This window comes from Pseudomonas sp. COR18 (genome assembly GCF_048568395.1).
GTDB classification, from domain to species: Bacteria; Pseudomonadota; Gammaproteobacteria; order Pseudomonadales; family Pseudomonadaceae; genus Aquipseudomonas; species Aquipseudomonas fuscovaginae_B.
In genome coordinates, this window is sequence record NZ_CP183808.1 from 4,615,038 (window position 1) to 4,637,970 (window position 22,933).

At 62.3% G+C, this 22,933-nt stretch carries 17 protein-coding genes; 6 read left to right on the top strand and 11 right to left on the bottom strand.

Features of this window, described 5'->3' with window-relative positions:
* Positions 1–77 precede the first annotated feature (77 nt).
* Positions 78–737: an alpha/beta fold hydrolase gene (locus ACM62G_RS21380; protein WP_419735484.1), complete on the top strand. Its 660-nt coding sequence runs from the start codon at positions 78–80 to the stop codon at positions 735–737.
* Positions 738–776: 39 nt separating this feature from the next.
* On the opposite strand, the gene ACM62G_RS21385 is transcribed toward ACM62G_RS21380, so the two are convergent.
* From ACM62G_RS21385 to ACM62G_RS21400, 4 genes are all read right to left on the bottom strand, one after another.
* Positions 777–1,508 (bottom strand): hypothetical protein, encoded by a 732-nt coding sequence (locus ACM62G_RS21385; protein WP_419735485.1) that lies wholly within the window; start codon positions 1,506–1,508, stop codon positions 777–779.
* Positions 1,509–1,548: 40 nt separating this feature from the next.
* On the bottom strand, positions 1,549–2,913 hold the full coding sequence (locus tag ACM62G_RS21390) for an addiction module component (RefSeq protein ID WP_419735486.1): 1,365 nt from the start codon (positions 2,911–2,913) through the stop codon (positions 1,549–1,551).
* Between the two features lie 578 nt (positions 2,914–3,491).
* Complete coding sequence (locus tag ACM62G_RS21395; protein ID WP_419735487.1) at positions 3,492–5,390, bottom strand: hypothetical protein; 1,899 nt, start codon at positions 5,388–5,390, stop codon at positions 3,492–3,494.
* Between the two features lie 426 nt (positions 5,391–5,816).
* The gene (locus ACM62G_RS21400) at positions 5,817–6,218 is read right to left on the bottom strand and encodes a hypothetical protein (RefSeq protein WP_419737594.1); all 402 of its coding nucleotides are present in this window, start codon (positions 6,216–6,218) and stop codon (positions 5,817–5,819) included.
* Here ACM62G_RS21400 and ACM62G_RS21405 point away from each other — a divergent pair.
* A complete protein-coding gene (locus ACM62G_RS21405) occupies positions 6,118–7,989 on the top strand; it encodes an autotransporter outer membrane beta-barrel domain-containing protein (protein ID WP_419737544.1) in 1,872 nt (623 codons plus the stop codon). The two genes, ACM62G_RS21400 and ACM62G_RS21405, sit on opposite strands and share 101 nt — an antisense overlap.
* Positions 7,990–8,059: 70 nt before the next feature.
* Here the strand turns inward: ACM62G_RS21405 and ACM62G_RS21410 are convergent, their stop codons facing one another.
* From ACM62G_RS21410 to acnA, 4 genes are all read right to left on the bottom strand, one after another.
* On the bottom strand, positions 8,060–9,484 hold the full coding sequence (locus ACM62G_RS21410; protein ID WP_419735488.1) for a hypothetical protein: 1,425 nt from the start codon (positions 9,482–9,484) through the stop codon (positions 8,060–8,062).
* A gap of 768 nt (positions 9,485–10,252) precedes the next feature.
* On the bottom strand, positions 10,253–11,818 hold the full coding sequence (locus tag ACM62G_RS21415; RefSeq protein WP_054060390.1) for a methyl-accepting chemotaxis protein: 1,566 nt from the start codon (positions 11,816–11,818) through the stop codon (positions 10,253–10,255).
* 171 nt (positions 11,819–11,989) lie between these two features.
* A complete protein-coding gene (locus tag ACM62G_RS21420) occupies positions 11,990–12,784 on the bottom strand; it encodes a CPBP family intramembrane glutamic endopeptidase (RefSeq protein WP_419735489.1) in 795 nt (264 codons plus the stop codon).
* Positions 12,785–12,904: 120 nt separating this feature from the next.
* Complete coding sequence (acnA, locus tag ACM62G_RS21425) at positions 12,905–15,646, bottom strand: aconitate hydratase AcnA (RefSeq protein WP_419735490.1); 2,742 nt, start codon at positions 15,644–15,646, stop codon at positions 12,905–12,907.
* Positions 15,647–15,865: 219 nt separating this feature from the next.
* On the opposite strand from acnA, the gene rlmM reads away from it, so the two are divergent.
* Both rlmM and tusA read left to right on the top strand, forming a co-directional pair.
* Positions 15,866–16,933 (top strand): 23S rRNA (cytidine(2498)-2'-O)-methyltransferase RlmM, encoded by a 1,068-nt coding sequence (rlmM, locus tag ACM62G_RS21430; RefSeq protein WP_419735491.1) that lies wholly within the window; start codon positions 15,866–15,868, stop codon positions 16,931–16,933.
* 26 nt (positions 16,934–16,959) lie between these two features.
* Complete coding sequence (gene tusA, locus ACM62G_RS21435; protein ID WP_017905604.1) at positions 16,960–17,211, top strand: sulfurtransferase TusA; 252 nt, start codon at positions 16,960–16,962, stop codon at positions 17,209–17,211.
* 169 nt (positions 17,212–17,380) lie between these two features.
* Here tusA and ACM62G_RS21440 read toward each other — a convergent pair whose 3' ends face one another.
* Positions 17,381–18,775: an MATE family efflux transporter gene (locus tag ACM62G_RS21440; protein ID WP_419735492.1), complete on the bottom strand. Its 1,395-nt coding sequence runs from the start codon at positions 18,773–18,775 to the stop codon at positions 17,381–17,383.
* A gap of 192 nt (positions 18,776–18,967) precedes the next feature.
* Here ACM62G_RS21440 and pdxB point away from each other — a divergent pair, with 192 nt between their 5' ends.
* A complete protein-coding gene (gene pdxB, locus ACM62G_RS21445) occupies positions 18,968–20,110 on the top strand; it encodes a 4-phosphoerythronate dehydrogenase PdxB (protein WP_054063117.1) in 1,143 nt (380 codons plus the stop codon).
* Positions 20,111–20,205: 95 nt separating this feature from the next.
* Here the strand turns inward: pdxB and ACM62G_RS21450 are convergent, their stop codons facing one another.
* Complete coding sequence (locus ACM62G_RS21450) at positions 20,206–20,382, bottom strand: PA1571 family protein (RefSeq protein ID WP_054060385.1); 177 nt, start codon at positions 20,380–20,382, stop codon at positions 20,206–20,208.
* Between the two features lie 239 nt (positions 20,383–20,621).
* Here ACM62G_RS21450 and ACM62G_RS21455 point away from each other — a divergent pair, with 239 nt between their 5' ends.
* Entirely contained in the window at positions 20,622–22,415 is a 1,794-nt protein-coding gene (locus ACM62G_RS21455; RefSeq protein ID WP_419737545.1) for an ABC transporter transmembrane domain-containing protein, read from the top strand.
* Positions 22,416–22,474: 59 nt separating this feature from the next.
* On the opposite strand, the gene ACM62G_RS21460 is transcribed toward ACM62G_RS21455, so the two are convergent.
* On the bottom strand, positions 22,475–22,756 hold the full coding sequence (locus ACM62G_RS21460) for a pyrimidine/purine nucleoside phosphorylase (protein WP_054058295.1): 282 nt from the start codon (positions 22,754–22,756) through the stop codon (positions 22,475–22,477).
* Positions 22,757–22,933: the final 177 nt, after the last annotated feature.

The window sequence follows — 22,933 nt, forward strand, 5'->3', positions numbered from 1 at the left end:
TGGGCGGTCATTCTCGAAAGATCCCCGTCGCGGGGGCGTTACATATCTAGTGGGTGCAGTGAACGATGAGGAATGAGATGGGCGAACAAGCATGGCCGGGGCACCAGGGCTGGCTGCATGATCGGGCGGCCGCTGGCGAGTCGGCGCCGACCCTGATCCTGGCCCATGGGGCCGGGGCACCGATGGACAGCGATTTCATGAGCCTGATGGCCGCGCGCCTGGCGGCGCAGGGTGTCAATGTCCTGCGTTTCGAGTTTCCCTACATGGCGCAACGGCGCCTGGATGGCGGCAAGCGCCCGCCCAATCCCCAGGCCAGGCTGCTGGAGTGCTGGCGCGAGGTCTTCGAAACGGTGCGCCAGCAGGTCCGCGGGCCGCTGTTCATCGGCGGCAAATCCATGGGTGGACGCATGGCCAGCCTGCTGGCTGACGAGCTTGGCGTACAGGGATTGGTCTGCCTCGGCTATCCGTTCTACGCCGCCGGCAAACCGGATAAGCCGCGGGTGGCGCACCTGGCCGACATCGCCACGCCGACCCTGATCGTCCAGGGCGAGCGCGATGCCTTGGGCAACCGTCAGGCGGTGGCGGACTATGTGCTGTCGCCGCGTATCGAGCTGTGCTGGCTGACTGCCGCCGACCACGACCTCAAGCCGCTCAAGGCTAGCGGCTTCAGCCATGCGCAGCATCTGGACAGGGCCGCGCAGCAGGTGCGCGAATTCGTTCTGCGCCAGGGCGCATAGGGCCGGCAGCCCCGGGTGGGACTGCCGGCGGCACGGCGGTCAGGCTTCGAGGTCGACCACGACCCGCGTGGCGGGCGAGTGCTTCGACCAGTTGCCGACCACGTCATGGATCTCGTAGCGCACCGGCAGGCTGGGCGAACTGCCGACGGCTTCGACGATATCAGTCGGGACAGCGATGAGCAGGTTGCGGTTCAACTGCTCCTCGCCCAGGGGCGGGTAATCGATCCTGCGATCATCCCAGGCCACGCTGACCCGGTCGCCCACGCTCATGTTCAGGTAGGGCGCCACGATCACGCTCACACCGTGGGGCGAGGTGATCACGCCGGCCGGCTGCACCTGCGGCGCCTGCAGGCCCTCGTTTTCGTAGGGGGTGGCCGGGTCGATGTCGATACCGCCGGGGATCTCCAGTTTTACCCGGATTTGGGTGATGTCGGAGTCTTGCCAGGCTCCGCCCGGAAACGGTGTGAAGCGAAACCAGACGGGTATGGGCTCCCTGCCGGACTGGATATCCCGGATGTCCACCGCCAGGGTGACGAAGTCGCTGATCGGTGGCTCGTCCATGGGGTGTTCGTAGGTGCTGACGGGACGGGCGGCATCTTTCCAGTACAGGTCGATGCGATCCCCGGGCTCGAGGTCCAGGGGGCCAGCCAGCACTGGCAGCGGTTTCGCCGGATCCTGTGTGTCGACTGTACCGACACCGCCTGGATTGGCGCTGAGTACGACCGGTTGATCGAATTTTTTCAGATTTTGCGGGTTGATGTTCACGGACATGATCGTGTCTCCGTAAGTGATGGAATAGTGAGTCAGGGGCTCAGGCACCTGTCGGGCAGGCACCGCTCACGCGCATGTCCACGTAGGCGCTCTGGCGTTGCGAATGGCCGGTTCCGGTGATGCTGTCGACGCTGAAGGTGGCCTCGGCGTGGCCGTAGCAATGGTTGTCCAGCACTGCCCTGGGCACGCGCAGGTCATAGCCGTTGCGGACCTGCTCCTCGGTCAGCGGGTTGGAGGTGTGCGGCCACCGGATCTTCCTGTTGCCGCCCACCAGACGGTCGAAACCTTCGTAGAGAAAGTGGATGACATCGCCCTGCCTGATATTGAGATAGGGGGCGATATGCACCGGTGCGCCGTCACGGCCGTTCACCGTATTGATGGCGCCGTGTTCGTTCAGGTCGGTGAACTCCGGCGCGTCGGGCCCCGGCCGGCCACCGGGCAGTTCATCCCAGTTGCGCACGATGATGCCTTGCTCGGCGGATCTGGAGGTGTTCGGATTGCCGGCCTGGACGATGCTGTAGTGGACACGGATATCGGTGCCGGTGCCCAGTGGCCGGAAACGTTCGCCGGGCACCGTCAGGTTCAGGTCACGGCCGGCGCTGACATCGCTGGCGGTGATGCGATAGGCAGGCTCGAACATCGCCTGTCCGCGCCAGTACAGCTGCAGTTCCTGTCCTTCGATGAAACCGGTGTTCCAGGTAATGACGGCCTTGGCATCGCGCTCGAAATCGTCCGGGGAAATGAGGTTGTCCTCCCCATCGGGCGAGGCACCACGGATCAGCGGCTTGCGCAGCTCACCGGGCACCGGCAGTCGGGCCTTGACCACGATATCCTTTGGCCGCGAGTAGCCCATCACATGTCCCTCGCGACTGAGCTCATACTCCAGGCGGATATCCCCATCGCCGGCTTGCTCGATGCTTTCGAAAGGCACGTCGATGTGCAGGATGATCGGTTGTCCAAAGGCATCGAGGGGGAAGGGACCCAGCTCCACGCTGCCCCAGTGCAGGAGAATCCGGTCATCGGCCTGGACCGGTTCCGAGGTAGGAATCGTCACTTCGACACCGGCTTGTGCCTGTTCGTGGTCGATAGGCTCGAAGTAGCCGTCGATGATCGGTGCCGGCAGGTCGGTGACCGGCTCGTTGAGCAGCAAGCGGACGTTGACCGCGACCGAGTCCCTGGAGAGGTTTCCGGCCCGGTCGGTGACGCTGTAGTGCACCGGTCCGTTGAAGTCTCCCAGGGATTCGAGAAAGGTGCGGGGAAACTCGACGATCACCTGCCGAGGTTCCATGTCATCGTCCTCGACCTGGGCATCGGGACCCTCGGTGGCTCCCCAGAAGGTTCTAACCCGGTCGCCGATGGCGAAGCCGGTGTAACCGTGGACGGTGCCCGGTAGTACATCATCCATGTCGGTCAGCTCTTCGGAGGTGAGGCCATCGCGGACCTCGGGCGGGAACTCCAGGGGGGCGAGGGAGGGGAGGCCGGGGGCGGTGGTGTCGATTTCAATCGAGGTAGGAAAAGATGAGGTCGTACTATTGTTGTCGGTATTACGTACCAGATAGGTAAGTTGATATTTTCCTTCTTCCAGTGCGTCGACTGGAAGATAGAGCGTGAGTATCTTTCCGGGGACGTCATCTTCCTTGATCGGAGTTGGTTTGCCTATGGGGGTATCGTTCCAGTATAGCTGATAGTCCTCTTTCGTATCGGCGTTATCCCATACCGGGAAGTTTACAGGAACAGGTGCGTTCAGGACGTCTATGGGCAAGAGGCCTTCACCGTCGTCAAGTGCGGATTCGACCCTGGGTTTTTCCAAGGCTGGTTCAATGGTTTTCTGATCGGATGGATTATTCATATCATTTTATCCTGAGTGGTTTTTGATCAAGTACTGCGTGGTGCAGGCACGGGCAGGTTACGAAACCTGCCGCGTACTCTTGATGGTTCTTTATTTAAGAAAACGGCTGTTCTAGATAACTTGCTGTCTGGCCGTTATCGACAGCCGAGACCTGGGCGGCTCATGTCTACTCGCACGTCGGCAACCGCGGAAGTTGCAGGTCCCTGATTGTGCTCCGGCTTGGGCTCGACACGGAAAATGGCTTCTGCCCGACCTACGCAAAGAGCGCGCAATATTGTGTCTGGTATCTGGAAGCTATAACCGTTGACGATGTCCCATTGGTCCAGTTCGCGTTGAGCGGTATGGTGAGCTTCCGGAATCGGGTTATTGCTCTTGTCATAACCGTCAAAGGTCATGTGGATCGTGTGCCCCTGCTTGATGTTGTCATAAGGGTCGACGTGCAATGGCGTACCATCCGGGTTCTCGATAGGGCCCACGACACCGCCAGGGGTTGTCCGGGTGAAGCGAGGAGGCGGCAGCCCGAGTTCTCCGCCGGGTTGTTCGAGTTTTGAACGCACTGCCACGTTTTGCGTGGGCGCCCCGGCGGGGTTCGGATTGCCAGTGCGGGTCACGGTGTAGCTGACGGGAATGGCGGGGCCGGTGCCCTGATCCTTGAGTATCTGGTTGAGAACCGGGATAGTGAAGTCCACTCCAGCGTCGAAGTCGGACTGCTTGATTTCATACCAGCGCAGAACCTCCTGCTCTCCCCATTTCAGGTTGAGGTAGTCCCCGGCACGTAAACCCGTTACCCAGCGGAAGATGGCTCGCGCATCGAATTCGTAATCATCCGGGTCGATCAGGTTGTCCTCGACATCAGGGTTGCCGCTGGTGCCCTGGATGGTCAGTGGCCGAAGGTTTTCCTCTGGCACAGGCAAGGTCAGGAATACCTCCACCTGCTTGGTGAGAGAGGTTCCCACCAGTTCGTTCTCGCGACGGACCTCGTACATGACGTTGACCTGTCCTTCCGGAATCAGGTTGATCACATCGAACTGCAGAACGGGCTCCAGAACCGGATCATTGTTTTCGTCGCCCTGGCGCAGTTCCAGTTCCGGCAACGGGTTGCCATCGCCCCAGAACAGCCTGATCCGGTCACCCGGAGCAGCCCCGTCGTAGTGTGGAATGCCTACGGTTACGCCAGTCTTGGCGTCCTGGTAATCAATCAGACCGTCGTCGGCCTGTGCCACAATCGGAGCTGGCAGGTCGTCCGGGATGTCGGCCAGCAGGAGCCTGATATAGGAAGGTTCGGAACGAGGGGAGATATTCAGCGCGCGGTCGGTCACGAAGTAGGTTACTTCGGCTTCGTTGCTGCCAATCTGGGCTTCGACCTGTTCGAGAAAGGCACGGGTGAAGGACAGGGTGACCCGTTCATCTTGCACATCGGCCCAGCGCACCAGGACGCTGGGGCCCTCGATATTGCCCCACCAGGTCTGGATGGTATCGCCGTCGGCCATGGTGCTGTAGCTGGTGACCAGAACGTCCAGCTTGTTGCCCAGTGCGGTCAGCTCTGCGGAGGTCAGCCCACCTTCCACTTCCCGCGGAAAGATCATCGGGCCGTGGAAAGGCAAGCCAGGTGCGGTCTGGTCGATCTCCAGCAGGTATTCAAAAGAGGGCTCGGCTAGACCGTTATCGTTGTTCTTGAATTCATATGCCAACCTGTATTTTTTGTCGGTCGGGTTGAACGGATCTCTTTTTTCTACCAGGTATTCCTGTGGGACTTGCAACTTCAAACGTCTTGTTGGGTTGTTAAGGTCATCTTGCGTTACATCTTCCCATTCATCGGTCAGTTCTTTGCCATCCCACAGCAATCTATAGGAATAGTGTAGTCCTGCATCGTCTGGAAGCGGGAAAGTGACATCCAGCGGAGAGTTCAAGGCAGTGATTGGTAACAGGCCATCCGTAAATGCCAGCGGTACGTCTGGTTGCGGATATCGTTCGAGTTCGCTTCTGGTATAGCCATCGAGGTTCAGGCTGATATGGGTCTTTGTATTGCACATTTTATGTTTCCTTATTAAATGGAAAAGATTTAATTTTTTGAGCGAAGTCGTGCCGCCCGCCGTAGGTGAGGTTTTTAGGCTTTCCGCAGGTGAGCGGACTTCTCGATGGAGTAAGTAAGTGGGCTCTATGTGGTTTTGAAGTAATCGATTTTTTTGAGTGGTGTCAATGATTTTTTTGCAGAGGGGTGGGTATTTTTATATGAGGATTTTCTGTAGGAACTTGCTTATGTGTTTTCGGGAATTTGCTTGTGAAGTGTGGGGAGAGGTTTCGTGTTAACGCTGTTTTTCCCTGAGCAGAATGCTTCTCTCCAAACTCATGCGAGGGAAGTATATGTTGTATCGGAGAAAAATGAGCACGGGCTTTATTCATAAAACCGGATTGAGGGTCATAGGGTTGTCCTGTGGTGCAAGCCTGAGCTTTCAGGTTCACGCGACCCAAATCGACAATAGCAATGGAACAGACGGTACGGTAAGCAATCGCATTGAAACCCTGAATGCCTCCAGCCCGGTTGAGTCCTGGCAGGTAATCAACCGTGGCGTGTTGCAGATATTCGATGGCGCGGTTACCAACTCGGTCAGCGTCACGGGAAATAGCAGCGGGTTCTCCGATGTCCAGATCAATAATGGGACGGTGAATGGAGCATTATCGTTGTCCCATGGCCGGGCGACGATCGTCAATGGGACGATCAACAATGCCAATGGCAGGGCATTGCAGGTCGGTACCATCATGAATGGTGGATCGCCACTGAGTTCCAGGGCGAGTCTGCGGGACAGCAGCGTCTCCGGCATGGGAATCGGTGCGATCGTATCTCCTCTGGGTGAACTCACGCTGGATCACTCAACGGTGACTGCCGTGGCCGGGGCAGGGAATGATGGCGAGGCTATCAGGCTGGCGGGCAGTACATTGCAGATGACCAATGGCAGCTATGGGCGAGGGGAGTCGGTTGGCCTGCACATCATAGGTGATACCAGCGGCCCTGGAGCACCGATACCGATTGATGCGACATCCCAGGTTGTCCTCGACAATTCAACGCTGGAGGGGCTGATCGGGCCGGCCATCCGGGTCGTCGATGGGGCGGAAGCAGAGATCGTTGTCCAGAACGGTTCCAGTCTGCTGGCCGGAAACGGCCTATTGCTGGATGTCAGGGAGAACAGCACCGTCGGTTTCAGTGTTGGCAATTCAGTCCTGAGCGGCGACCTGGTCGCCGATGACACCAGCACCCTGGACGTTACCCTGCAGAACAACGCCCAGCTCACCGGCAATCTGGTCAACACCAACAGCGTGGCCATCAACAGTGGCGCGAACTGGACCCTGGTCGCCGATGCCGAGGTCAAGTCGTTGTCCCTGGGCGGCGGTAGCGTGACCCTGGGTTCGGCCGACCAGTTCCGCACTCTGTCCCTGGGCGAGCTGTCGGGGACCGGCATGTTCAACATGCACGTCAACCTGCTGGACAATACCGGCGACCTGCTGAGTGTCAATGGCCAGGCCAATGGCGAGTTCCTGCTCAATATCGAGAACACCGGCCAGGAGCCGAACTCGCCGGAGATCACGCCATTGCATGTGGTGCATACCGAAGGCGGCGATGCCTGGTTCGATGTGGTCGGCGGCAGTGTCGACCTGGGCGCCTATTCCTACCTGCTGGAAAGGCAGGGCGACGATTGGTTCATCGTTGGCTCAGGCAAGACCATCAGCCCTTCGAGCCAGGCGGCTCTGGGACTGTTCAGCGTCGGACCGACGATCTGGTATGGCGAATTGGCGACCTTGCGCAGCCGCATGGGGGAAATTCGTACCAGCGGCGAGGGCGGCGGCTGGATCCGCGGTTACGGTAACCAGTACAACATCACCGCGGATGCAGGGTTCGGTTACAAGCAGCGTCAGAAGGGCTTGTCCCTCGGCTTCGACCTGCCCGTGCCGGTCAGCAACGGGCAACTGCTGGTCGGTGCCATGGTCGGTCACAGCGAGTCCGACCTCAGTCTCAGCCGGGGGACCGCCGGTTCGGTGGACAGCGGTTATATCGGGGCCTATGGCACCTGGTTGATGGACGAGGATTATTACCTGGATGCCGTCGCCAAGTTGAACCGCTTGCGCAACAAGGCGGATGTGGCGATGACCAACGGCGTCAAGGCCAAGGGCAGCTACGACAACTTTGCCTATGGCGGCTCGCTGGAGTTCGGTAAACACATCAAGCTGCAGCAGGATGTGTTCATCGAACCCTATGCGCAACTATCGACGGTCATGGTCAAGGGAGAGCGTTATACCCTGGACAACGGCCTGAGAGCGCAGAACGATCATACCCAGTCGGTACTCGGCAAGGCGGGAGCGACGCTGGGGCGTAACCTGCAACTGGCGGATGGCGGCTTGTTGCAGCCCTATCTCAAGGCAGCCCTGGTCCATGAGTTTTCCCGTAGTGGCAATACCGTGAAGATCAACGACGTGTCGTTCGACAACAGCCTGTTCGGCAGCCGCGCCGAGCTGGGGACGGGTGTTTCCGCCGCCTTGTCGAAGAACCTGCAATTGCATGCTCATGTCGACTACATGAAGGGCGAGCACATCGAGCAGCCTTGGGGGGTGAGCGTCGGCGTGCGCTACGGATTCTGATTCCTGGCCTCTCCTGACCCATGAAAAACCCTCGACGACGCCTCGTCGAGGGTTTTTTCATGGCCGACGCTCAGCGCACCTTGACCGGCGTGCGGGACGAGATATACACATCAGCCGGCAACGAGGTGGCTCGTCCCAGGCTGTTGCTCACCTCGTAATGGGCCCGGCCACGGCCGTGCTCCACGGCCATCAGGCGTGCCAGCGGCACCCGGAAGCGATAGCCGTAGCGCAGGTCGCGGCCGGTGACCACGTGTTCGCTGGTGTAGGTGGCCTTGTCGATCGGATTACCGCCCGTCAGGGCATCGAAACCGCAGAAACGCAGGAGGATACGGTCACCTTCCTTCATGTTGCGGTAGGGTGCGACGTGTACCACGGTGCCTTCCGGATCCTTGCGCGGGTCGACCACATTCAACACGCTGGCACCGCTGAACACCGGTTCCATCAGCCCCTCCTCACCGCCCGGCAACTGGATCTGGAAGATCACCGCCACCAACTGCTTGGGGGAATAGGAGGTATTCGGGTTGCCCTCGCGGGTCACAGTGTATTGCACACGGATATCCACCCCGCAGCCCTGCTCGACGATCAGGCTGTTCGGCACGTTGATCACCAGGTAGCAGCCGCTGTTGACGTCCTGCTGGGTGATGGGGCGAACCAGCGGATGTTCCGCCTTGCCCCAGAACAGGTTGATCCGGTCACCGGCCCGGAAGGCGTCGCGCCAGGCGATGACGACGTCGGCGGCCAAGTGTGCACTGTCTTCGTCCAGGTAGTTGTCCAGGGTCTGGACGTCCGGATTCTTGCTCTTGACCACCGGTGCGGCCAGGGCCTCGTTGACCAGGGTCTTGGGCGTCGGGTCCTGGGGGCCGGGCAGTTGCAAAAAAACCTCGAGCTCCAGGTCCGGGGAGACGAAGGTCTCGCCATTGCGGCAGACTTGGTAGGTCACCCTGGCCGGACCATCGCCGTGGCGGGAAATGGACAGGTAGGTGACCATGACGTTGAGCAGCAACGGCTTGCCCAGCTCATGGACGCTGATTATCCGCTTGCCGCCGACCGGTTCGCCATTCCACAGCACGCGGATTTCGTCGCCGATGGCGACATGGTCATAGGTCGGCACGCCGATCTTCACCCCCAGGCGCGCATGCAGGTCGTGAACCTGGCCGTCCTCGATCTTCAGCGGTACGGGGGCCGCCAGGTTGGCCGGCAACTCTTGCAGTTGCAGCTTGAGCAGCACCGATTGCGAACGTACCGAAACGTTCCCGGCCCGGTCGCGAACGCTGTAGCTGATGGCGAACTCGCCGTTGCCCAGTTGCTCGAGGAAGTTTCGCTCGACGGTGAGTTGAACTTTTCCGCTACCGAGTTCCTCGGGCTGGACCGTGTGGCTGGGACCGGCATGTTCGCCCCAATAGCTGTGTATGACATCTCCCCACTTCATATCGAAGTAGCCCGGGACAGTGGCGGTGAGTTGGTCGCCAAGTTCGATCAGTTCGCTGTTGGTCAAGCCATCGAGAGCGATACTGGGTAGGATGACTGATGCAAGAAGTTCACCTCCGGGCGGTGTGCGGTCTATAAGGATCGGAGTGATATGAGAGTCACTTGATAGCTCGCTATAAATATCATACGCCCTATACTGAAGCTCGTTTCTACCCTCTTCGGACAGGTATTCACTTGGTAATGCCAAGGTGAGTTTGTCGCCTGTCTGGTAACCGGGCAGAGGGGTAGGGGTTCCAACCAGCACCCCGTTCCAGATCAATTGGCAGGTTTCGTCGGCACTGACATCGTTCCAGAGAGTCACCGTGACCGCCAGCGGTTTGTCCAGGTCCGTTGCCTGCAAGAGTCCGTCTTCGGGGGCCGCAGCTTCCACATATGGAGCTTGCAGAAAAATGGGTGAGCTTTGAATCTCCAAGTCCTTCATTAGGATAGTCCTTTTATCTGATTGAGTGTTGTCAGGCATTTCCCACGATCAGACGCGTTACAGATTGTTTTGAGAGTTCTGCGCCGATACGTGTGCTTTTGGCAAATAATGCATTCAGGTCTGAAACGCTATCAGTTGGTTATGCGATATAGTGCCAGGTACTCAACGAATATTAAGTCTTGGGTGTTGTCAAGAGTTTTGAATTTTTTGTTTGATATGTAGTTTTTCTGTAAGTGCCAAGTTTGTTTCTTTGAGGAAATTTCTTACTTATAAAAGAGAACTATTTAATGTTATTGCGGGCAATAAAAAACCCGATGCCTTTCGGTCATCGGGTTTTCTCTGTTTTACTTGAAACTATCGGTTGAAACGCTCTACCAGCGAATATTGCGTATGGGCCGTGTGGGTCAGTTCCTCGCTCAGTTGCGCCGAGTTGTGCGCCTGCTCCGAAGTCTGGTCCGCCAGTTGCGCGATGGTGCTGATGTTGCGGCTGATCTCCTCGGCCACCGAGCTCTGCTCCTCGGTCGCGGCGGCGATCTGGGTGGTCATGTCGGTGATATTGGCCACCGCTTCGCTGATCCCCACCAGTGCCTCGTCAGCTTCCAGTACCCGTGCCACGCCTTCCTGGGCCTGGCGATGGCCGGCGTCCATGGTCTGCACGGCGGTGTTGGCGGTCTGTTGCAGCTTGGCGATCAGGGCGTGGATCTGCCCGGTGGATTCGCTGGTGCGTTGCGCCAGTTGGCGTACCTCGTCGGCCACCACCGCGAAACCGCGGCCCATCTCGCCGGCACGGGCCGCTTCGATGGCAGCGTTCAGTGCCAGCAGGTTGGTCTGGTCGGCTATGCCCTTGATCACGTCGACCACGCCACCGATTTCATCGCTGTCCTTGGCCAGTTGGGTCACGGTGCCGCCGGTTTCACCGACCACCACCGACAACCGCTCGATGGCTTCGCGGGTTTCCCCGGCGATATCGCGGCCGCGACTGGTCAGGCGGTTGGCTTCCTGGGTGGCGTCGGCCGTGCGCTGGACGTGGCTGGCGACTTCCTGGGTGGTGGCCGCCATCTGGTTGACGGCGGTCGCCACCTGCTCGGTTTCCTGGCGCTGGCGATCGAGGCCGCTGGAGCTCTTCTGGGCCAGGTCGTCGGACTGCCTGGCCTGGGCGTTGAGGTGCTCGGCGGTGTCCTGCAGGCGGGTCAGGCAGGTTTTCAGACGCGCTTCCTGGCTGAGGATCGACATTTCCAGGCGAGCCTGGGCGCCGCGGCTGTCGGTGTACATCTGGGCGATCAGCGGGTCCGAGGTGGTCTGCTCGGCCAGGCGCAGCAGGCGCTTGAGGCCGCGTTGCTGCCAGCTCAGGCCCAGCAGGCCGAGCGGTACCGAGAGCGCGGCGGCAAGAGCGAAGCCCCAGTGGGAGTTGAGCCACACGCCGATCAGGAAGCTGACCTGGCTGACCAGGATGAAGGGCAGCCAGTCCTGGACGATCGGCAGCCACTTGTCCCGGCGTGGAATCGCCGACTTGCCCTGGTTGATGCGCAGGTACAGCGCTTCGGCCCGGCGGACCTGTTCGGCGGTGGGCTTGACCCGCACCGATTCGTAGCCAACCACCTGGTTGCCTTCGAAGACGGGTGTCACATAGGCGTTGACCCAGTAATGGTCACCGCTCTTGCAGCGATTCTTGACAATGCCCATCCATGGCAGGCCTTGTTTCAGAGTGTTCCACATGTGCTCGAACACCGCCGTCGGAACATCCGGGTGCCGCACCAGGTTGTGCGGGGCGCCGATCAGTTCGTCACGGGAGAACCCACTGATTTCGACGAACGCGTCGTTGCAGTAGGTGATCACGCCTTTGGCATTGGTAGTGGAAATCAACCGTTGCTGAGCGGGAAAGGTGCGTTCACGTTGGGTAATGGGTTGGTTATTCCGCATGGTTTTTCAATCCGCAAGGCTTTGACAGGTTGTCGGCATGACAGGGGAAATATTAAATATATTTTTCAACTTTCATGACCGTTTCACAATTTGGCTCTTGCGTACTCGCACTCGTCCTTGAATACGAGTCGAACACGCTGGAGATTAACGAGTTCAGCCGTTCATCCGGCTTTAGAACGGTTGCAACATCGGATAAGTAAAGAATACGAAGTGCACGGTATTAAGCGCGACATGGGCCAGGACGGCTGCGGCCAGGCCCCCATAGCGATAGGCCAGACCATAGCCGATGCCAGCCAGTGTCGCCAGCAGCACCCATTGCCAGCCCGCACCGGCGTGCGCCAGCCCGAAAATCAGCGCAGCCCCCGGTAAGGCCAGGGTTTCGCCCCGTGGAAAGGATTTGAAACAGCGGCTCAGCCCGCCCTGAATATAGCCACGAAACAGGATTTCCTCGACCAGGCTCACCAGCAGCAGGTTGTTCAGCAGCCACCAGCCACCTTGCTCGGGCCATTTCGGCGCCCAGTTGACGATGCCCAACAGGCAGGCGCACCCCAGGGCGAGCAGCGAGTTCATGGCCCAGGCGCTGGTCGCACTGAGCAGCACGCGTCCCGGCGTACGGCGATTGACCAGCCAGGGACAGACCAGCAGCAGCCAGAAGCCGATCAGCGGTTTATCCAGATTGAGGTACAGGGTGAACGGCACGGCGTCCGGGGTCAGGCGCAGGGCGCTGATCACCCGGCCGTTCTGGAAGCCCGGCAGCCAGTGCAGGGCCAGGGCGACAGCCAGCAGTACGAACAGACCATGGCCCAGATAGCGACCCACGCGGCTGCGAGGTTGCAGGACGGCTGCGGCACTGATCAGCAGCAGGGCGAAAGCGAGGAGGCTGGGCAGGCCCAATTGGCCAACGCTCAGCGCCAGCGCATAACCCAGGGAAAGCAGGGCCAGATAAGGCCAGGGTAGGACGGACATGCGGCTCCTTGGAGAATCAGGCGGACAAGGCGGAGCATGATAACCCGCCCTCCAGTCCCCCTGACCAATGAAAAAACACTGGCCAGGCCAGTGTTTTTCCACGTGTTGCCTTCGCAGTCCTCAGGCGGCGATCAACTGCCGCAGAACGTAATGCAGGATGCCTCCCGACTTGAAGTATTCGACCTCATTGAGCGTGTCGATGCGGCACAGCACTTCGATCTCGCGCGACCGGCCATCTTCACCCTTGATGACCAGCCTGAGGTTCATGCGCGGTTGCAACGGGGCGCCGCCCAGGCCTTCGATACTCAGGGTTTCCTTGCCGGTCAGTTGCAAGGTCTTGCGGTTTTGCCCGGCCGGAAACTGCAGCGGCAGCACACCCATGCCCACCAGGTTGGAACGGTGGATGCGTTCGAAGCTCTCGGCGATCACTGCCTTGACCCCCAGCAGGTTGGTACCCTTGGCCGCCCAGTCGCGGCTGGAGCCGGTGCCGTATTCCTGGCCGGCGATCACCACCAGCGGCGTACCCTCGGCCTGGTAGCGCATGGCGGCATCGTAGATCGCCAGCCTTTCCCCCGAAGGGATATGCAAGGTATTGCCGCCTTCCTCGCCGCCCAGCATCTCGTTGCGAATACGGATGTTGGCGAAGGTGCCACGCATCATCACCTCATGGTTGCCGCGCCGTGAGCCGTAGGAGTTGAAGTCCCGTGGCTCCACGCCCTGATCGCGCAGGTAGCGTCCGGCCGGGCTGTCGACCTTGATGTTGCCGGCGGGGGAGATGTGGTCGGTGGTCACCGAATCCCCCAGCAATGCCAGCACCCGGGCGCCCCGGATGTCCTCGATCAGCGGCAGCGGGCCGTCGATGCTGTCGAAGAACGGCGGGTGCTGGATATAGGTCGAATCGGCCTGCCAGGCATAGGTGGCGGCCTGCGGCACCTCGATGGCCTGCCACTGGGCGTCACCGGCGAACACTTCGGCGTATTCCTTGTGAAACATGTCGGTGTCGACCCGGGCCACGGCATCGGCGATTTCCTTCTGGCTCGGCCAGATATCGCGCAGGTACACCGGCTGGCCATCGCTGCCGGTGCCCAGCGGCTCACGGCTGAGATCGATGCGCACGCTGCCGGCCAGGGCGTAGGCCACCACCAGCGGTGGCGAGGCCAGCCAGTTGGTCTTGACCAGCGGATGCACCCGGCCCTCGAAGTTGCGGTTGCCCGAGAGCACCGAGGCGACGGTCAGGTCCGATTGCTGGATGGCCTTCTCGATCGGGTCCGGCAGCGGCCCGGAGTTGCCGATGCAGGTGGTGCAGCCGTAGCCGACCAGCGCGAAACCCAGCTCATCGAGGTAGCGGCTCAGGCCGGCGGCCTGGTAGTAATCGGTCACCACCTTGGAGCCGGGTGCCAGGGAACTCTTGACCCAGGGTTGGCGCTTGAGGCCCTTTTCCACGGCTTTTTTCGCCAGCAACCCGGCGGCCATCATCACGCTGGGGTTGGAGGTGTTGGTGCAGGAAGTGATGGCGGCGATCACCACGGCACCGTCCTTGAGGCGATGGGTCCGGCCTTCGTAGCTATAGTCCACGCCGCCGACCAGGTCGGCATTGCCGACCGCCACGCCACCGCCGCCCTCGCTTTCCAGGCGGCCCTCCTCCTTGCTGGCCGGCTTGAGCTGCAGGCCGATGAAGTCGCTGAAGGCCTGTGCCACCTTGGGCAGCGGTACCCGGTCCTGCGGGCGCTTGGGCCCGGCCAGGCTGGCTTCGACGCTGCCCATGTCCAGTTCCAGGCTGTCGCTGAACAGCGGTTCCTGACCCGGCAGGCGCCACAGCCCCTGGGCCTTGCTGTAGGCCTCCACCAGATCGACGGTAGCGGCGGGGCGGCCGGACAGGCGCAGGTACTCCAGGGTGACCTCGTCGACCGGGAAGAAACCGCAGGTGGCCCCGTATTCCGGGGCCATGTTGGCGATGGTCGCCCGGTCCGCCAGAGGCAGTTCGGCCAGGCCGTCGCCGTAGAATTCGACGAACTTGCCGACCACGCCCTTCTTGCGCAGCATCTGGGTGACGGTCAATACCAGGTCGGTGGCGGTGATACCTTCCTTGAGCTTGCCGGTCAGCTTGAAGCCGATCACCTCGGGAATCAGCATCGACACCGGCTGGCCGAGCATCGCCGCCTCCGCCTCGATGCCACCCACGCCCCAGCCGAGTACACCGAGGCCGTTGATCATGGTGGTGTGGGAGTCGGTGCCGACCAGGGTGTCGGGGAAGGCATAGGTGCGGCCGTCCTCGTCACGGGTCCAGACCGTGCGGCCGAGGTATTCGAGGTTCACCTGGTGGCAGATCCCGGTGCCCGGCGGCACCACGCTGAAATTGTCGAAGGCGTTCTGGCCCCAGCGCAGGAAGGCGTAACGCTCGCCGTTGCGCTGCATCTCGATATCGACGTTCTCGCCGAAGGCCGCGGGGCTGGCGAACCGGTCGACCATCACCGAGTGGTCGATCACCAGGTCGACCGGCGACAGCGGGTTGATCCGCTGCGGATCGCCGCCGGCCTTGGCCACGGCGGCGCGCATGGCGGCCAGGTCGACCACTGCTGGCACGCCGGTGAAGTCCTGCATCAGCACCCGGGCCGGGCGGTACTGGATTTCCCGATCGGAACCGCGCGTCTGCAGCCAGGCGGCGAGGGCCTTGATGTCTGTGTCGGTGACGGTCTTGCCGTCCTCCCAGCGCAGCAGGTTTTCCAGCAGGACCTTGAGCGACATCGGCAGCCTGTCCAGGTCGCCCAGTGCGCGGGCGGCCTCCGGCAGGCTGAAATAGTGGTAGGTCTTGGCGCCCACCTGCAGGGTTCTAAGGGTTTTCAGGCTATCGAGAGATGACATGAATGACTCCTTGAGGCCCGCACGGCACGGGCCGGGTGGTACAAGCAGAGCCTTGAATCTAGCCCTGTTCGAGTGATCTGGCTAATCACTGGACTGTCGGGGGGAGTCCAAGGTTCCAAACTCGGCTATCATGCGCGGGTTTGCAGGCGCCGTCGTGCGGCATCCGGGCCTGCCGATCGCCAGGCCTCCTCGTTACAGTTGTCCAGCTCAGGAATTTTTGTGAACACCCTCTTCATGCACTGCCGGCCCGGCTTCGAAGGCGAAGTCTGTTCCGAAATCGCCGAACAGGCCGCGCGCCTCGATGTGGCCGGTTATGCCAAGGCCAAGCCGAACAGCGCCTGCGCCGAATTCGTCTGCGCCGACGCCGCCGGCGCGGCCCGGCTGATGGCCGGCCTGCGCTTTGCCGAACTGATCTTCCCGCGCCAGTGGGCCCGTGGCCGTTTCCTCGATCTGCCGGAAACCGACCGGATCAGCGTGATCCTGGAAAACCTGGCGGACTATCCGGTGTGTGGCAGCCTTTGGCTGGAAGTGCTCGATACCAACGACGGCAAGGAGTTGTCGAATTTCTGCAAGAAGTTCGAGGCACCGCTGCGCAAGGCCCTGCTCAAGGCCGGCCGGTTGCTGGAGGACGCCGGCAAGCCGCGCCTGCTGCTGACCTTCAAGAGTGGCCGGGAAGTCTTCCTCGGCATGGCCGACGCCGGCAATTCGGCGATGTGGCCCATGGGCATTCCGCGCCTGAAGTTCCCCAAGGATGCGCCAAGCCGCTCGACCCTCAAGCTGGAGGAGGCCTGGCACCACTTCATTCCCCGTGACCAGTGGGAAGAGCGCCTCAACGGCGACATGACCGGCGTCGACCTCGGTGCGGCGCCTGGCGGCTGGACCTGGCAGCTGGTCAACCGCGGCATGCTGGTGACCGCCATCGACAACGGCCCGATGGCCGAAAGCCTGATGGACACCGGCCTGGTCCAGCACCTGATGGCCGACGGTTTCACCTACAAGCCGAAGCAGCCGGTGGACTGGATGGTCTGCGACATCGTCGAGAAACCGGCGCGCACCGCGGCCATGCTGGAAAGCTGGGTCGGCGAGGGGCACTGCCGGGAAGCGGTGGTCAACCTCAAGCTGCCGATGAAGCAGCGTTATGCCGAGGTCCGTCGCCTGCTGGACCGCATCGACGAAGGCTTCAGGGCCCGCAGGATCAAGGTGGCGGTCGGCTGCAAGCAGTTGTACCACGACCGCGAGGAAGTGACCTGCCATCTGCGTCGACTGGACGTGAAAAAGCCGCGATAATGCCGCATCGGTTTCAGGAGTTAAGAATGACCCAGCCTTACGACCCCAACGTTGACGGCACCCTCGACGCCACCGGGCTCAACTGCCCCGAGCCGGTGATGATGCTGCACCAGCATATCCGCGACCTGCAGCCTGGCGGCCTGCTCAAGGTGATCGCCACCGACCCGTCGACCCGCCGCGACATCCCCAAGTTCTGTGTGTTTCTCGACCATGAACTGGTGGAACAGCGGGAAGAGGCGGGCACCTACCTGTACTGGATTCGCAAGAAGGCCGAATGACCCCTGGCCGCTGTGCAGGCGTGAAACCTGCGCAGACCCTTGTAGGAGCCTGGCTTGCCAGCGAAGCCTTCAGCGCCCTTGAGGCCGCGTTCGCTGGCAAGCCAGGCTCCTACAAGGACCGCGCCAGACCGTTGGCTCCCCGTCACAGGTCCTGTGGCGGCCCCGGCAGCTACGCCCGGCTCACCCTGATCCGCTTGCGCGAACTGCGCGCCAGGCGAATCGACAGCATCACTGCCGCACACGACAGCCCGACGATCAGGCCTTCCCACAACCCGCTCGGGCCACTCGGCGCGCCGAACCAGTCGGTCAATCCCAGTGCATAACCCACCGGCAGGCCGATGCCCCAGTAGGCGAACAGGGTCAGGATCATCGTCACCCGGGTGTCCTGGTAGCCGCGCAACGCCCCGGCCGCCGTGACCTGGATCACGTCGGAGAACTGGAACAGCGCCGAATACACGATCAGCATGGTCGCCACCTGGATCACCACCGGATCGCTGGTATAGATGGTCGCGATATGCTCGCGAAACAGCAGCATCAGGCTCGCGGACACGCAGCCATAGGCCAATGCCGTCGCCACCCCGACCCCGGCGGTGAAGCGTGCCGCGCGCGGTTGCTCGCGGCCCAGGGCCTGGCCGACGCGAACGGTGATCGCCATGCCCAGGGAGTAGGGGACCATGAACACCAGCGAACTGATGTTCAGGGCGATCTGGTGTCCGGCCACTACATGGGCACCGAGGCTGCCGATCAGCAGGGCGATCACCGCGAAGATGCTCGATTCGGCGAACACCGCGATACCGATCGGCAGGCCGATGCCCAGCAGGCGCTTGATCACCGTCCAATCCGGCCAGTCGAAACGGCTGAACACCTGGCTTGGCCGATAGACCTCGGCCCAGCGCACCCAGCCGGCCATACCCAGCAGCATCACCCACATCACGATTGCCGTGGCCCAGCCGCAGCCGGGACCGCCGAGGGCCGGTACGCCGAGATGGCCATAGATGAACACGTAGTTCAGCGGAATGTTCAGCGCCAGCCCACACAGGCCCAGGACCATGCTCGGCCGGGTGCGACCCATGCCGTCGCTGCAGCAGCGCAGCACATGGTAGAGCGCCACTGTCGGCAGGCCGGTGCCGATGCCGCGCAGGTAGTCCATGCACGGCCCGATCAGTTCCGGGTCGACCTTCATCAGGTGCAGGATCGGCTCGGCGTTGTACAGGACCGCCCCGGCGCCGAGGCCGACCACCACGGCCAGCCACAGCGCCTGGCGCACGATCGGGCCGATCTGCTCCGGCGTCCCGGCGCCGTAGCGCTGGGCGACCTTGGGCGTGGTGGCGAGCAGGATGCCGGTCATCAGCAGGAACACCGGTACCCAGATCGAGTTGCCCAGCGCCACCGCGGCCAGATCCCGCGGGCCGACGCGGCCGGCCATCACCGCATCGACGAAGCCCATGGCGGTGTGGGCCAGTTGGCCAATGATGATCGGCAGGGCCAGTCCCAGCAGGTTGCGCATTTCCAGCAGGGCTTGTGCCGGGCGGCCGAGGGCAGGGGTATCGGTAACGGTGCTCACCAGTGATGTATCCAAGTATTGCGGGGAAAACCGCGGAGTTTACGCCTTGACGCAACGGTCAGGAAATTTCCTCTGTAGGGCATTTGTAATGACGCTGGCCGTAAGCCGGGATTTTCTCTGCCGATGATCGCCCACCGACTGGTGGCGGCGGGCGATCTGCGCCAAACTGCCGGCCTGCCAAAGGAGCCCGCCATGCTGATTGTTGCCGACGAGAATATTCCCCTGATCGATGCGTTCTTTGCCGGTTTCGGCGAGATCCGCCGTTATCCGGGGCGCGCCATCGATCGCGCGGCGGTGGCCGAGGCCGATGTGCTGCTGGTGCGTTCGGTGACGCCGGTCAGCCGCGAACTGCTCGAAGGCAGCCGGGTGCGCTTCGTCGGTACCTGCACCATCGGCACCGACCACCTGGACCTGGCGTACTTCGACGAGGCCGGCATTCACTGGTCCAGTGCGCCCGGTTGCAACGCCCGCGGGGTGGTCGACTACGTCTTGGGCAGCCTGCTGACCCTGGCGGAAATCGAGGGTCTTCCTTTGGCCAGCCGCACCTATGGCGTCATCGGCGCCGGCGAGGTCGGTGGGCGCCTGGTCAAGGTGCTGCGTGGCCTGGGCTGGAAGGTGCTGGTCTGCGACCCGCCACGCCAGGCGGCCGAAGGTGGCGATTATGTCGACCTGGAGCAGATCCTCGAACACTGCGACGTGATCAGCCTGCACACCCCGCTGACCCGTACCGGTGATCTGGCGACCTGGCACCTGCTCGACCGGGAACGCCTGCAGCGACTGCGCCAGGGGGCCTGGCTGATCAACGCCGCCCGCGGTCCGGTGGTGGACAATGAGGCCCTGCGCGAGGTGCTGCTGGACCGCGAGGACCTGCAGGCGGTCCTCGACGTGTGGGAGGCCGAGCCGCAGGTGGATGTCGAGCTGGCCGCGCTCTGCGTGCTCGGTTCGCCGCATATCGGCGGCTACAGCCTGGATGGCAAGCAGCGTGGCACGGCGCAGATCTACCAGGCCTACTGCGCCTTCAGCGGCCAGCCGCCGGTGGTTCGCCTGGAGGACCTGCTGCCCGCACCGGGCCTGGCGCAAGTCACCCTCAACGCCGACAGCGACCCGGCCTGGGCCATGGCGATGATCTGTCGGGCGGTGTACGACCCGCGCCGCGACGACGCGGATTTCCGCCGCAGCCTGGTCGGCAGCGTCGCCGAACAGCGGGCGGCGTTCGACCTGTTGCGCAAGCATTACCCGCAGCGTCGCGAGATCGAGGGGCTGGCGGTCAGGATCAACGGCGAATCCGAGGAACTGCGGCGCATGGTGCTGGCGCTGGGCGCCGTGCTCGTCTGATCTTGCCCACGACCCCGGAGCGCGGTGCATCTCACCGCCAGGCAGGCAGAAAAAACCCGGCCTCAGGGCCGGGTCGATAAAAAGAGTTCGGGCTATCAGTCTTGCTGCGCAGGCTTGACCAATCGCTGTTCCAGTTCGCGGCAGGCGTTCTGGATCATTTCCTCGGTGATCGGGACTTCACGTCCGGCCGCGTCGATAATCGCACAGCCCAGTGCCTCGGGCTTGGGATGACGAATCACCGGGATCTGGTTAGTGCTGTGTTGCAAGTCCATGGCCTGTCTCCTCATCAGGTGCCTATCGAGTTTATATCCGCGGCATGACCAGGCTGTGACACCGTCGACAACAGCGGGCCGCGTGATTTCAGTGCAACAGAAACCACAGGTTCCCGCCAGCCGCACGTTAGACCGATCGTCTCTAGGCCCTAGTATTCCCGGTCATAATTAACCTGACTGATTGCGTTTCACGAAAGTTCACTCGAACTTGGGTGTAGGCTCTGTGCATCGCACAACGGATTCCCATCATGCTTTCTGCTCGTCAACGCCGGGCCATGCGCCTGGCCAGCCAGTTCGTCGCCCCCTATCGCTGGCAGACGGTGGCGGCGCTGCTGGCGCTGATCGTCACCGCCGGCATCACCCTGTCCATGGGCCAGGGCATCCGCCTGCTGGTGGACAAGGGCTTCATGACCCAGTCGCCGCACCTGCTCAACCAGTCCATCGGGCTGTTCCTGTTGCTGGTGCTGGGGCTGGCGGTGGGCACCTTCACCCGGTTCTACCTGGTGTCGTGGATCGGCGAACGGGTGGTCGCCGATATCCGCCGCCAGGTGTTCAACCACCTGATCTACCTGCATCCGGGCTTCTACGAGAACAACCGCAGTTCGGAGATCCAGTCGCGGCTGACCGCCGACACCACCCTGCTGCAATCGGTGATCGGCTCCTCCCTGTCGCTGTTCCTGCGCAATGCGTTGATGGTGATCGGCGGCGTGGTGCTGCTGTTCGTCACCAACCCCAAGCTGACGAGCATCGTGGTGATCGCCCTGCCGCTGGTGCTGGCACCGATCCTGATCTTCGGCCGGCGGGTGCGCAGCCTGTCACGCCAGAGCCAGGACCGCATCGCCGATGTCGGCAGCTATGTGGCCGAGACCCTCGGCCAGATCAAGACCGTGCAGGCCTACAACCACCAGGCGCAGGATGAACAGCGCTTCGCCGCGACCGTCGAACAGGCCTTCCAGACCGCCCGCAAGCGTATCGTCCAGCGCGCCTGGCTGATCACCCTGGTGATCGTGCTGGTGCTCGGCGCGGTGGGGGTGATGCTCTGGGTGGGCGGCATGGACGTGATCGCCGGGAAGATTTCCGGCGGTGAACTGGCGGCCTTCGTGTTCTACAGCCTGATCGTCGGCAGTGCCTTCGGCACCCTGAGCGAGGTCATCGGCGAACTGCAACGGGCGGCGGGTGCCGCCGAGCGGATTGCCGAGCTGCTGCAGTCGAGCAATGCCATCACGGCCCCCGCCGACGGCGGCGTACGCCTGGCCGAGCGGGTCGCCGGCAACCTGGTGCTGGAAAACCTGCGCTTCAGCTACCCGTCGCGTCCGGACAGCCATGCCATCGACGGCCTCGATCTGAGCGTCAGGGCTGGCGAAACCCTGGCGCTGGTCGGGCCGTCGGGGGCAGGCAAGTCGACCCTGTTCGACCTGCTGCTGCGCTTCTACGACCCGCAACAGGGCCGCCTGCTGCTCGACGGTCAGCCGCTGACCCAACTCGACCCGCTGGACCTGCGCCGCTGTTTCGCCCTGGTGTCGCAGAGCCCGGCGCTGTTCTTCGGCAGCGTCGAGGAGAACATCCGCTACGGCAACCCGACGGCCAGCGACGGGCAGGTCCGCGAGGCGGCGCGGATCGCCCATGCCCACGACTTCATCATGCAGATGCCCCAGGGCTACCAGACCCATCTGGGTGATGCCGGCCTCGGCCTGTCCGGCGGCCAGCGCCAGCGCCTGGCGATCGCCCGGGCGTTGCTGGTGGATGCGCCGATCCTGCTGCTGGACGAGGCCACCAGTGCCCTCGACGCCCAGAGCGAACACCTGATCCAGCAGGCGCTGCCGAGCCTGATGCAGGGCCGCACCACCCTGGTGATCGCCCATCGCCTGGCCACGGTGCAGAACGCCGATCGTATCGCGGTGATGGATCAGGGCCGGCTGGTAGCGATCGGTACCCATGCCGAACTGATTGCCAGCAACCCGCTGTATGCGCGGCTGGCGGCGTTGCAGTTCAATGCCCGGGGCACTGAGCCGGGCGTGGTGACCACGCCGTAGCTGAAACCTCCATGAAAAACGGCGCCCGTGGGCGCCGTTTGGGTATTACCCGCCAGAACTCAGCGGTACTCGCACAGGTAGGCGGTTTCCACGGCGACCTTCAGCTGGAACTTGCTGTTGGCCGGTACATTGAACTGGCTGCCGCTGGCGAAGGTTTCCCACTCGTTGCTGTCAGGCAGCTTGACGGTCAGGGCGCCGGAGACCACGTGCATGATTTCGCGCTGGGCGGTGCCGAACTCGTATTCGCCCGGAGCCATGACGCCGATGGTGGCCGCGCCTTCGGCTTGTGCGAAGGCAATCGACTTGACGGTGCCGTCGAAGTACTCGTTGACTTTAAACATGGGCGATTCCTCGAAATGAGCTGAAAAATGGGGCCGGCCAGTATGCCCAAGCCGCCTGCTCCCGTCACCTGCTGCCGATCCGATTGAGCCCTGCGAGCAGGGCTTGTCGGGGCGCCGAACCGCCTGCTCCTACAGGGTGTGTCGTGCGTGAAATGTATATACGCCGCCACCCTGTAG